9 protein-coding genes and 1 pseudogene are annotated in these 11,662 nt (G+C 70.6%); 8 read left to right on the plus strand and 2 right to left on the minus strand.

Features of this window, described 5'->3' with window-relative positions; all coding sequences use genetic code 11:
- Together G6031_RS00200 and G6031_RS00205 are read left to right on the plus strand one after the other, a co-directional pair.
- Window positions 1-532 (plus strand): annotated as a pseudogene (locus tag G6031_RS00200) (allantoicase); the annotation flags it as partial.
- 198 nt (window positions 533-730) lie between these two features.
- Window positions 731-2,296 carry an NAD(P)/FAD-dependent oxidoreductase gene (locus tag G6031_RS00205; protein WP_182652060.1) on the plus strand — a complete coding sequence of 522 codons (1,566 nt, stop codon included), beginning with the start codon at window positions 731-733 and terminating at the stop codon, window positions 2,294-2,296.
- Window positions 2,297-2,319: 23 nt separating this feature from the next.
- Here the strand turns inward: G6031_RS00205 and G6031_RS00210 are convergent, their stop codons facing one another.
- Together G6031_RS00210 and G6031_RS00215 are read right to left on the minus strand one after the other, a co-directional pair.
- Window positions 2,320-3,912, minus strand: coding sequence for an HNH endonuclease signature motif containing protein (locus tag G6031_RS00210; protein ID WP_182652061.1), 1,593 nt, complete (start codon window positions 3,910-3,912; stop codon window positions 2,320-2,322).
- Window positions 3,913-4,152: 240 nt separating this feature from the next.
- Window positions 4,153-4,788 carry an XRE family transcriptional regulator gene (locus G6031_RS00215; RefSeq protein WP_182652062.1) on the minus strand — a complete coding sequence of 212 codons (636 nt, stop codon included), beginning with the start codon at window positions 4,786-4,788 and terminating at the stop codon, window positions 4,153-4,155.
- A 182-nt stretch (window positions 4,789-4,970) separates the two neighbouring features.
- On the opposite strand from G6031_RS00215, the gene G6031_RS00220 reads away from it, so the two are divergent.
- The 6 genes from G6031_RS00220 (at window position 4,971) to G6031_RS00245 (ending at window position 11,620) form a co-directional block, all read left to right on the plus strand.
- Window positions 4,971-6,383 carry an amidohydrolase family protein gene (locus tag G6031_RS00220; RefSeq protein ID WP_182652063.1) on the plus strand — a complete coding sequence of 471 codons (1,413 nt, stop codon included), beginning with the start codon at window positions 4,971-4,973 and terminating at the stop codon, window positions 6,381-6,383.
- Window positions 6,380-7,144 carry an ABC transporter ATP-binding protein gene (locus G6031_RS00225; RefSeq protein ID WP_182652064.1) on the plus strand — a complete coding sequence of 255 codons (765 nt, stop codon included), beginning with the start codon at window positions 6,380-6,382 and terminating at the stop codon, window positions 7,142-7,144. The genes G6031_RS00220 and G6031_RS00225 overlap by 4 nt, the downstream gene beginning before the upstream one ends.
- Complete coding sequence (locus G6031_RS00230) at window positions 7,144-8,094, plus strand: ABC transporter permease (protein ID WP_206682119.1); 951 nt, start codon at window positions 7,144-7,146, stop codon at window positions 8,092-8,094. The genes G6031_RS00225 and G6031_RS00230 overlap by 1 nt, the downstream gene beginning before the upstream one ends.
- Window positions 8,095-8,227: 133 nt before the next feature.
- Window positions 8,228-9,409, plus strand: a complete 1,182-nt coding sequence (locus G6031_RS00235; RefSeq protein ID WP_182652065.1) for an ABC transporter substrate-binding protein — start codon at window positions 8,228-8,230, stop codon at window positions 9,407-9,409.
- Window positions 9,410-9,470: 61 nt separating this feature from the next.
- Window positions 9,471-10,799, plus strand: coding sequence for an FAD-binding protein (locus tag G6031_RS00240; RefSeq protein WP_182652066.1), 1,329 nt, complete (start codon window positions 9,471-9,473; stop codon window positions 10,797-10,799).
- Complete coding sequence (locus tag G6031_RS00245) at window positions 10,796-11,620, plus strand: creatininase family protein (RefSeq protein ID WP_182652067.1); 825 nt, start codon at window positions 10,796-10,798, stop codon at window positions 11,618-11,620. Before G6031_RS00240 ends, G6031_RS00245 begins: the two co-directional genes overlap by 4 nt.
- Window positions 11,621-11,662: the final 42 nt, after the last annotated feature.

An 11,662-nucleotide genomic window follows, 5' to 3' on the forward strand; every position in this document is an offset into this window, starting at 1 on the left:
CGGGGGACGGGTGGTCGACTGCTCGGACCTGTTCTACTCCTCGCCGTCCAACATCATCGCCCCAGGCCGCTCCCGCGTCATGGGCGAAGGCTGGGAGAACGCCCGGCGGCGCGACGGGGGCAACGACCACGTCACAGTGGGCCTCGCCGGTCAGGGGACCGTCGACCACGTGGAGATCGACACCTCCTACTACATCGGTAATGCCCCGGGGATGGCGTCGCTTCGTGGGATCGCTCGCGCGGAAGACCTCGAACACCCCGACCGGTGGGTGGACCTCGTCCCGCGTACGCCGCTGCAACCGGACTGTCGACACCGATTCCTGGTGGGACCCGGGTCGGGGTCTCGGCCGGGAGACGAGTCGGGTGCGGCGGAACCGGTGCGGTTCGTCCGACTCGACGTGTTCCCGGACGGAGGTATCGCCCGTCTGCGCGTTCACGGCAGGCTGAGTTCCGAGGCACTCGACCTGTTCGCCGCACGGGTCGCCCGAGCCCGGCACGCCCAAGCCCGGCACACCGGGCTCATGCACTCGTAACACGGTCGAAAAGCCGTGCTGCCAGACTCGGCCTCGACACCACGATGGTGCGGTCGGCCCCGCCGATCCGACCGCCGGGTCCCACGGTCCGGCGGTCGAGTCATCAGTCAGGCATCGCCGTGGTGTCCGCCCGGGCACAGGACCCGGGTGGGCCCGCGACATCGACCCGGGCCCGCTGAGCCCGGGAGATCCACCGCCATGACCTCCGTCACCACCGACTCCGTCAGCACCGAACCCGGGACCACCGACTCCGGGACCACCGAACCCGGGACCGGGGCCCGGACCTCCCGCCGCCTGCCCGACGCGGACGTCCGACTGGCGACCCTCCGGGCCCGTGTGCACGAGGACATCTCCGCCACCAGCCATGCCCGCGACTGGATCCCCCGCGTCCCCGGGTCCACCGAACTCGACGTCCTGGTGATCGGCGGCGGGCAGGCCGGTCTGGGCACGGCGTTCGCACTGCAGCGCCAGCGGATCGACCGAGTCCTGGTGGTGGACGACGGTCCGGAGCACGAGGTGGGCTGTTGGGACCGCTACGCCCGCATGCACACCCTGCGCAGTCCCAAGCACATGAGGGGTATCGAATTCGACGTCCCGTCCCTCCACGTCCGGCGCTGGTTCGAGGCCGTCTACGGAGAGGCCGCCTGGGCCGCCGTCGAACTCATTCCCCGCCTGGACTGGAACGACTACCTGCGCTGGTACCGGGAGGTCACGGGTGTCCGCGTCCACCATCGGACCCGGGTGACCGCGATCCACCGCCCCGCCACCCCGGACGGGTCGTTCTCCGTGGAACTGCGCGGCCCGGAGGGACAGGAGACCACGCTGACCGCCAGGCGCATCGTCTGCGCGCTCGGGCTCGCGGGCGGGGGCGGGGTGCGCGTGCCGGAGTTCATCTCCTCCTCGCTGCCCCGCGAGCGCTGGTTCCACACCGAGGACCAGATCGACTTCACCGCGTTGCGGGGGCGGCGGGTGGCGGTACTGGGTGGCGGCGCCTCCGGGTTCGACAACGCGGCCACCGCGCTGGACCACGGCGCCGTCCGGGCGCACGTGTTCGTGCGACGGGCGACGGTCCCGGCCTCCAACCCGCTCCGGTGGATGGAGTTCCCGGGCATGCAGGAACGCTTCTACGACCTGGATGACCAGAGCAAGTGGGACTTCGGAGTGATGTCCGGCGGTCTGCCGCAGCCGCCCACGCAGCACGCGGTGTGGCGGTGCTTCACCCACTCCGGCTTCGCCCTCCACACCGGCTGCGGGTGGAACGCCGTCTCGATGGTCCACACCGACACCGGTGGGCAGGAGATCGCGATCGACACCACCAGGGGGCGGTTCCACGCTGATGTGGTGCTTGCCGCGACCGGATACCAGGTGGACCTTCGCATGCGCCCGGAGCTGGCCGAGTTCGTCGACGACATCGCGCTGTGGTCCGATCGTCACCCGCCCGCGGTTGACCACCCGGCCGGACGGAGTCCGTACCTGGGTCCGGGTTTCGAGTTCTCCGAGCGTGAGCCGGGCACCGCCCCGTGGCTCTCCCGCCTGCACCATTTCTCGACCGGAGCGCGGGCGTCCATGGGTGTGACCGGGAACCAGCTCTCCGGTATCTACGGTGGGATCGGGCGGATCGCCTCGGCGATCACCACTGCGATCACCCGCGAGAACTGGGATCGTCTCGCCGGCGACTTCGCGTCCTTCGAGCACATCGAGGTCCGGTCCATCGGTCCCCACGACGCCGCCGACGGGTGGTATCCCACGAGCTCGCGCTTCTGACGTCGAGAGTCGCCCGCCTCCCATCAGAACGGGGGCTCGTCGTCCGACGCCGGAGATGACGCCGCCTGTTGAGGCGCCGAGCCGGCCGGTGGGGCCTGGCGCCGGAGTCGAGCCTGTGTACGGAGTGTGCGTCGTTCGAGGTCGCGACGGTGGCGCTGGTGGGGTCGCCTCCGCGACTCGGCCGAACCGGAGCCCGTCTCACCGGCTTCGGCTGCCTCCTGCTGAAGCCGGCTGGCCTCGGGGTGTCGGGGTGCGGCGTGGCCGGCGAGGGGCCCCGTGGGGGACGTCGTGATGCGGGTTCCGGGGTCCCTGTCAGGGTGATGGGGGCCGTGGATCCACACGTACGAACCGTCGGTGTCGCGGTAGTAGGCCCACACCCCGTCGGTCTTGAGTCGGTGGTGGAAGCGGCACAGGGTCCCGAGGTCGTCGCACGTCGTGGGCCCGCCGTGGTCGGGATGGTCGTGGTCGAAGGGGACGATGTGGTCGAGGTCGGACTTCTCGGCTGAGGTCTGGCAGCCGGGGAAGACGCACGTACCGTCACGTCCCCGGCAGAAGCGGGCCAGGGCGTCGGAGGGGGTGTGGCGCCGGGCGGCAGCGGTGTCCGGGTCCGCGAGTTCCGTGAGCGTGTTGATCCTCCGACTTGCGTTGCGATGCAGTTCCTCGGCGGTGTGCCCGGTGACCGGCCCGTAGCCGGCGAGGGTGATGCCGCGGTGATCCGGGGTGCCGTCGTCGTAGGCGTGGATGATGACACGGCGAGCCGCAGAGCGGGCTTCAGGATCGGTGGGGTGCTCTCCGTGTGGGTCGGGGAGGCAGGACCAGCCGCGGCTGAGTGCGAGCAGTCCGGCGGCGCGGAGCTGGCCGAGGGGACGCGGATCATCGGCCGAGGCTGTGCGGGCGAGGGCCTCGATACGGTCCGCGATCTCCAGGGCGTCCTCGGCGGTGAGCGTGGCGGTGATGATCGCCCGGTCGTCACGTAGGGGTACCAGCTCCACGTCCTGGTCACGTCGCGCCTGCCGGGCGCGGGCATCGGCACCGAGTGGATCGCAGGCCGCGACGGTCTTGGTGAGCATCTTGCGCAATGGACCGAGCCTCGGCGGGTGGGTCCGGCGCCTGGTCGGAGCCAACCCTTCGCTGATCCGCCGATCGAGTTCGGGCATGAGGTGGTCGGCCACCAGGGCGGTCTCCTCGGCGATGGTGTGCGCCGCGAGGATTCCTATCCATCCGGTCGCCAGCAGCGCCGCCGTCCGTGGGAGCCGCTCGGTCAGCTCGACCGCTGTGGTCACCAGGCGGGACGCGCTGTGGCGTGAGAGAGCCATGGAGGCGCCGATCATCGTGGCGGCGGCGTCCCACGGATCGCGGTGGCGATCGTTCTCGGTGGCGAAACGGTCAGTGGCGGAACGGACACAGTCATAGGCATAGGCGAGCGTCCGACCCTCGGCCGCGCAGATCGTCCTCTGGGCGAGGTAGCCGCGTTGCTGACCCGGGTCCCACCGGGCGAACGCCTCGGGGACCAGGACGGGGAGTGCCGGCCCCGTCGAGGTGGTGAATCCGGCGGGCGGGATGAGCGCCTCGGGAGGGTCGACGTCGTCGGATACGGGGCGCGCTGTGGAGGTCATGATTCGATCGTATGTTCGAGGTACGACACGGTGTGGGGGCGCCGACTTCATTGGCCCGACCTGGTGTGCCCTGCACACGGCGTTCAGGGCATCGCAGGTCAGTGAGGTGCGGAGCGGGAGGCCGGACGCCTCGGCTCCGAGTGGGTGTGGATGTGCGGGTGCGCGGATCGGGAAGACCTAACCTGGGGTGCCCTGCTCGGACCGTTCAGGGCACGCCAGGTCGGCGAGGTGCGGGGCGCCTCAGCCCGGTCGTGCCACGATCAGGCAGGCCCGCCCGCCCTCGGGCACGTACCAGCGGTGAGGGAGGGTGCCGTCGTACCGTGCGACATCCCCCGCCTCCAGGCGACTGACTGACTCGCCCACCTCGAGTAGAACCGTGCCCCTGGTGACGTACACCCATTCGCGGCCCGGGTGTTCTAAGAATCGACCCGGCACGTGATTGGTCTCCACGAACTCGAGGAACTGGGTGTCGTTGGGCCCGCCCGGCAGTAGTCGGGTGTGCCCCCCGACGGTGCCTTCCGCGCGGGTGAGGACGGCGCCCTCGGAGGCGCGACGAATGTCCACGCGTCCGCCCGCCGCCGGTGGCGAGTCGCCTGCCGTCGACGGGTCTCCCGCCGGCGCGTCGGGGCCTCCGGACGTCGGGTCGACCGAGTCGACCGCTTCCAGCAGGTGCGCCTGGGTGGTACCCAAGGCGTGGGCGAGCCCCTCGAGCGTCGACATGCTCGGGGCCGCCTTGCCGCGCTCGATCTGACTGAGGAACGGTTGCGAGATGCCAGCGTGACCGGCCACCTCCACGAGGGTCAGGCCGAGCTGCTGACGGTGGTGCCGGATGCGTGCACCCAGGCGTGCGAGCCCGTCGTCACGTAACCCCGACACCGGTGTCTCCCATCCTTCGTTAGCGGTTACAGATCAGATCCGGCGGGGTAATCCGGGCGAAACACCCGCGCGTGACACTGATCTGTATTGACGAGGTCAATATCCCGCGTCCTGGTCGAAAGCGCAAGGGCACCATACCGACCCGGTCCGGGACGGTCCGGCAGAGCAGGAGAACCCAGTCAGTGGACACACTTACCCGCCAGCGTGGTGACGGGGCTCCGGAGTCAGGCGTCACCACCCCTGGGCGTGAGGGCACCGCCCCGCGGCCAGACGACACGGCCGTGAGGCAGGTCGACCGCATCGTCGGGGTGGGGCTGCTCGACGGTCGGGTGGTCGACGTGGACATCGCGGGCGGGGTGGTCGTGGCCGTCACCGAGGCCGGCGGCGCGGGAGTCGACCCGGCCGGGGGGCCGGGGCCGGCGGGATCGGCGGTGGTCGATGGTCGCGGCTATCTGGCTCTGACGGCGCCGGCCGAACCTCACGCCCATCTGGACAAGGCCCTGAGCTGGGGTGCGACGCGCCCGCCGGGCTGCGATCTGGGTGCGGCGATCGACGCGTGGCGGGCCTTCGCCGTCACCGTCGACGAGGACGAGATCCACGGACGGGCGCTGGCGGCCGCGCGGCGACTGGTGGCCAGCGGCACCACGGCGGTGCGCACCCATGTGGATCTGCACAGCGAGGGTGACCCCCTGCGCGGGGTCCGGGCCCTGGTCCGGGTGCGCGACGAACTCGCGGACGTCCTGGATCTGCAGATCGCCGTGATGGTCCGGGACGAGGACCCCGCCGAGCGGGCCCGCGACGCGATCGCGGCCGGTGCCGACCTCATCGGCGGTGCCCCGCACATCGCCCCTGACACCGCCGCGGAGACCCACAGGCTGATCGACCTGGCCGAAGAGCTCGGGGTGGGTGTCGACCTCCATGTCGACGAGTTCCTCGACGGCGACCACGGCATGCTCACGGCCTTCACCGACCGGGTCGCGTCCTGGGAACCGGGCCGAATCCGGACGGCCGGCCACTGCTGCCGGATCGGTGCGATGGACGCCTCCGGCCAGGCTGCCGCGGCCACCGCACTGAGCGGCGCGGATGTCGGGGTGGTGACGCTGCCCGTCACCAATCTCTACCTCCAGGGGCGGGCGGAGTGCACCTCCACGCCGCGCGGGCTGCCCCCCGTGCGGGCCTTGCTGGACGGCGGCGTCACCGTCGGCGCGGGCGCGGACAACGTGCGCGACCCGTTCAACCCGGTCGGCCGGTCCGACGCGATCGAGACGGCGATGTTGCTGGTGATCGCCGCCCACCTGGACATGGACACCGCATGGCACCTCGTCACCGACGGTGCGCGCGAGGTGATGGGCCTCCCGGCCGCCGGCCCCGTTCCCGGTCGTCGCGCGGACCTGCTGCTCGTGCGCGCGAGCGGGCTCGATGACGTGATCGCGGACGCGCCGGTGGACCGGATCGTGCTGCGCGCGGGTCGCGTGGTGTCCGCGAGGGCGTCCGTCGTCGTCGACCCCTTCCTCACACAGACCTCGACCCTCACACAGACCTCGATCCTCACACAGACCTCGACCCACCCGCCCGACCCCCAGGAGGCACCATGACGACCCCAACCCGCCCCGTCCTCAGGCCGGGTACCGAGATACTCGGCTTCTCCGATGTCGGGGTCACCTACCCCAACGGCACCCGCGCGCTCGAGGGTGTGGATCTCCGCGTGGGGGCCGGAGAGTTCGTCAGCGTGGTGGGGCCCTCCGGCTGCGGCAAGTCCACGCTGCTCGGGTTGGCCTCCGGCCTGGCGACCCATACCGACGGCTACATGCAGACCGGCACCGACCGGGTGGGGTACGTCTTCCAGGACGCCACACTGCTGCCCTGGCGCACGGTCGCCCAGAACGTCGAGATGCTGGCCGAGCTCGACGGGATCGGCAAGGCCGAGCGGCGGCAGCGGGCGCAGGAGGCGATCGACCTCGTGGGGCTGTCCGGCTTCGAACAGTCCCTGCCCCGCGAGCTGTCCGGCGGTATGAAGATGCGGGTGTCGCTGGCCCGGTCGCTGACGCTGGAGCCCGAACTGTTCCTGTTCGACGAGCCGTTCGGGGCACTCGACGAGATCACGCGGCAGCGTCTCGGTGACGAACTCCTGGGGTTGTTCGCGGCCAAGCGGTTCGCCGGACTGTTCATCACCCACTCGGTCGCGGAGGCCGTGTACCTGTCCACCAGGGTCGTCGTCATGTCCGGGCGTCCCGGCCGCATCGTCCACACCGTCGACGTCCCGTTCGACGTCCCCCGCGACCCCGAGGTTCGGTATTCGGCCGACTACATCAACCTCGTCGGCGAGGTTTCCCAGGCCCTGGAGGAGGCGCACTGATGAACACCACTACCACCACCACCACCGCTGCCGGCAGCACCTCGGCGGACAGCACCTCGGCCGACCCCGACTCGGACCCGGGGTCCGACGCCCCCGCACCGGTCGGCGCGACAACGGTCACCGCGCCCACCTCGGCGGCGGCCGGGCGGCGGCGCCGGATCTCCGCGGACGGGACCCTCGTACGGATCGGCGGCCCGCTCGTCGTCCTGGCCGCCTTCCTGGGGCTGTGGTACTTCGTCAGCTACGTGGTTCTCGAACCCGCCCGCCGGTTCCTGCTGCCCCCGCCGCACGTCGTGATCACCGATGGATTCCTGGGGCCCAACCTCGAGGCCATGCTCGAGGCGTTGGGGCGGACGACCGTGGTGGCGCTGACGGGCCTGGCGATCGCCTTCGTGATCGGGGTGGTGTGGGCGATCGTCATGAGCCAGGAGACGTGGGCGGAGCGTTCGCTGTTCCCGTACGCCGTGGTGCTGCAGTGCATCCCGATCCTCGCGCTGGTGCCACTCATCGGTTTCTGGTTCGGGTTCGGGTTCACCGCGCGGGTGTTCGTCTGCGTGCTGATCGCCCTGTTCCCGATCGTGTCCAACACCCTGTTCGGGCTCAAATCCGTCGACCCGGGTCTGCGGCGGCTGTTCCGGCTCCACCACGCCGGCCGGATGACCGTGCTGCGCAAACTCGAGGCGCCGGCCGCGCTGCCCGCCCTGTTCGAGGGACTGAGGGTGGCCGCCGGACTGTCGGTGGTGGGGGCGATCGTCGGCGACTTCTTCTTCAAGCAGGGGGACCCCGGGATCGGCATCCTCATCGACACCTATCGCGCCCGGTTGCAGTCTCCGGAGCTGTTCGCCTCGATCCTGCTCGCCTCGCTGCTCGGTGTGGCCGTGTTCCTGGCCTTCGGGTTGCTCTCGCGCAAGGTGGTGGGCCGGTGGTACAACGCTGACGACCAGCGGTGATGGCGAGAATCTCGACGCGGCCTTAACCCACATCTGCCCGACCGGCAACACAACCGAAACGAAGCACCGCTTCACTATAGATATTGATCACGTCAATACGGGAGGCCTGATCGGCCCCCGGGAGGAGACCGCCATGCGCCGCACCCACACCACCAGGACAGTGCTCTCCGTGGCCGCCCTGTGCACCCTCGGAGCCGCCACCCTGACCGCCTGCGGTGATTCCGACTCCGGGTCCGCCGAGGCCGCGTCCGGGTACAGCGGGGAGATCGGGTCAGTGGACCTGAGCGAGAGCTGCCCGGCCACCGTGGTGGTCCAGACCGACTGGAATCCGGAGGCCGAGCACGGCCATCTCTACGAGCTGCTGGGGCCGGATCCGACGATCAACGCCGGCGCCAAGTCGGTCTCGGGTCCGCTGTTCGCCTCGGGGGAATACACCGGCGTGGACGTGGAGATCCGTTCCGGCGGGCCGGCGATCGGCTTCCAGCAGGTCACCGCGCAGATGTACCAGGACACCGACATCATGCTCGGGTACGTCGACTCGGACCAGGCCGTGCAGAACTCCCTCAACAACCCGACGGTCGGGGTGTTCGCCCCGCTGGACATCAACCCGCAGATGATCATGTGGGACCCGGAGACCTACCCCGACGTGGCGCGGATCGCCGACCTCAAGGACGAGGGGACGCGCGTCCTGTACTTCGAGGGCAACGCGTACATGGACTACCTCACCGGCGAGGGCATCCTGGACCCCGAGCAGGTCGACGGCAGCTACGACGGGTCGCCGTCAAACTTCGTGGCGGCGGGCGGGTCGGTCGCGCAACAGGGCTACGCCAGCGCCGAGCCGTTCATCTACGAGAACGAGGTCGCGGAGTGGGGTAAGCCCGTGGCCTACGAGTTGCTCCACGACACCGGATACCCGATCTACAAGTCGATGATGGCGGTGCGCTCGGCCGAGCTCGAGGACAACTCCGCCTGCCTGGAGAAGCTCGTCCCGGTCCTGCAGCAGGCCGAGGTCGAGTACTTCGCCGAACCGGACCGCACCAACGCGGTGATCGTCGACGCCGTCGAGCAGTTCAACACCGGCTGGGTCTACAGCGCCGAACTGGCCGACTTCGCCGTCGAGGCCATGCTCGACCGCGAGATCGTCGGCAATGGTCCCGACTCGACGGTCGGCAACTTCGACGAGGAACGCCTCGCCGACATCGTCGGAATGGTCACGGGCATCTACGAGGCCGCCGACGTCGCGATCGCCGAGGACGTGGCACCGGAGACCATCGCGACCAACCGGTTCATCGATCCGGCCATCGGGATGAACTGACCCCGGGCTCACCTCCCGCGACGTCCCGACCCAGCGACACCCGATACAGGAAGGCACCCCAGTGAGCGAGACCCAGACGGCGTCGCCGACGGCTCCCACGGTCGCGGACGTGGCCGGACTCGTCGAGGATCTGAGCGACCTGCTCGGACCGGACCTCGTCCTCACCGACGACCGCAGCCTCGACAAGGCGTCCCAGGACGGCTCGTACCTCAGTCCGATCCTGCGTGCGCAGTGGCCGATCGGCCGGCCCGAGGTGGTCGCCCGGCCGACGAGCGTCGACCAGGTCCCGGCGATCGTCCGCGCCGCGGTCCGGCGCGGGGTCCCCATCACCTCGCGGGGCAAGGGCACCGGGAACTACGGGCAGGTGGTCCCACTGCACGGGGGGCTCGTGCTGGACCTGACCGCCCTGAGGGGCATCGACGACGTGGACACCGAGGCCGGGACGGTCACCGCCGAGGCCGGCGTACGCATGATGAGTCTGGAGAAGCGTCTCGCACGCGACGGCTCGCAGCTGTGGATGTACCCCTCGACGGTGCAGTCCACCCTGGGGGGATTCCTGGCCGGGGGGTCCGCCGGAACCGGAACGATCGTCCACGGACGTAACCACGAGGGGTTCGTCGAGGCACTCGACGTGGTCTACGCCCATCCCGACGCCGAGATCGTGCACCTGAGCGGTGAGGACGCCCAGCCGTTCGTGCACACCTACGGGGTCGCGGGGATCATCGTCCGCGCCACGGTGAGGATCGAACCCCTGCAGGACTGGCGCTGCGTCTATGCCAGCTTCGATGATCACCACGACGCCTTCGGCGTGGTCCCGCGCATCCACCGACTCGACCCGGCGCCGCGGCTCTGCTCGGCCGATGGCGCCCACGTGGCCGGGTGCCTGCCGCCCGACGAGGCGATCCCACCCGGCCGGGCGAGTCTGCGCGCGATCGTCGACTCCTCGGTCGTCGACGAGGTGAGCGCCCTGGTCACCGGCGCCGGGGGAGTGGTGGAGGCGGTGCGCAAAGGGGTCAACGAATCGATCAAGGTCTCGACCCTGTCCTACAACCACCCCACCCACTGGTTGCAGAAGGCGGAACCGGACACGTGGTTCCACATGGAGTGCCAGGGCGATGCGCTCGTGGAGCGACTGGACGAGGTCGAGGCCGTCTACCCGGGAGGGACCCTGCACCTCGAGGCCGGCCACGGCCGCATGTTCGGCATGCTCAACGGGCACTACACCGACCCGGAGGCCGCCTACGCGGGCGTGCCGGTCCTGGAGGAGTTGGGCGTGAGGGTGCATTCCCCGCACCAGTACCGGGTCGATCACGGAACCGAGGAGGTGCGGGCGCTGGCGGCCCGGACCGACCCCCACGGCCTGCTCAACCCCGGGCGGTGGGAGGAATGATCGGGCCCGCACGCCGCTACGCGGACCTGAGCACCGTCGAGGCCGCACGGGTGGGCCGGGGCGATCCCGTCGCCGTCATCCCCGCCGGCGCGATCGAACCCCACGGCCCCCACCTGCCCCTGGCCACCGACCTGATCGTGGCCGAGGAGGTGGCCGCCCGCGCGGTGGCGGGCGTCGAAGCAGGTGTCGACGCCTGGCTCATGCCCGCCCTCGGGTACACCAAGAGCGACGAGCACTCCTCGTTCCCCGGGGCGATGTGGATCACCGCGGACACCCTGCTGTCACAGGTCCGTGAGCTCGGATCGGCGCTGCGTGCCAGCGGGTTCGGCCGCGTGCTCTTCGTCAACTGCCACGGCGGCAACTCCGCGCTGCTGGAAGTCGCACTGCGGGAAATGCGTCGGCGCAGCGGCCTGCGGACCTTCCTGTACGCCGGACGGGCGAACCCCGGCCCCACCGAACTCGGCATGGGGATCCACGCCGGGTGGGCCGAGACGTCGATGATGCTCCACCTGCGCCCGGACCTCGTCGACATGTCCGCGGCCGAGGCCAGGGTCCCGACCGGGCTCGCGGGGTGTCAGCACATCGGCTTCACCGGCCCCGTGAAGTTCGGCTGGCTGGCCGACGACCTGTCCGACACCGGGGTGATCGGCGACCCCACCGGCGCCGACCCCGACACCGGTGCGCGGTTGGTGGCCGATCACGTGTCCACCGTGGTCGGCGCGCTCGGGGAGATCGCGGTCTTCGACCCGGCGCGCGGGGTGCGGGGTTCCGACCTCTCCGCCGATCTCGGCGCCGTCGCCGCGGCGGGAGGTGCGCGGTGACGGCCGCCGAACTGCCCGGGCCCTGGGCTGGCGAGGGGTCCG

Origin of the sequence: Dietzia sp. CQ4 (assembly GCF_014145125.1) — a bacterium.
Lineage (GTDB): Bacteria > Actinomycetota > Actinomycetes > Mycobacteriales > Mycobacteriaceae > Dietzia > Dietzia natronolimnaea.

Coding starts and splice junctions, on each gene's coding strand:
- G6031_RS00205 (WP_182652060.1), top strand. CDS start 731: ATGACCTCCGTCACCACCGACTCCGTCAGCACCGAACCCGGGACCACC.
- G6031_RS00230 (WP_206682119.1), top strand. CDS start 7,144: ATGAACACCACTACCACCACCACCACCGCTGCCGGCAGCACCTCGGCG.
- G6031_RS00235 (WP_182652065.1), top strand. CDS start 8,228: ATGCGCCGCACCCACACCACCAGGACAGTGCTCTCCGTGGCCGCCCTG.
- G6031_RS00225 (WP_182652064.1), top strand. CDS start 6,380: ATGACGACCCCAACCCGCCCCGTCCTCAGGCCGGGTACCGAGATACTC.
- G6031_RS00245 (WP_182652067.1), top strand. CDS start 10,796: ATGATCGGGCCCGCACGCCGCTACGCGGACCTGAGCACCGTCGAGGCC.
- G6031_RS00210 (WP_182652061.1), bottom strand. CDS start 3,912: ATGACCTCCACAGCGCGCCCCGTATCCGACGACGTCGACCCTCCCGAG.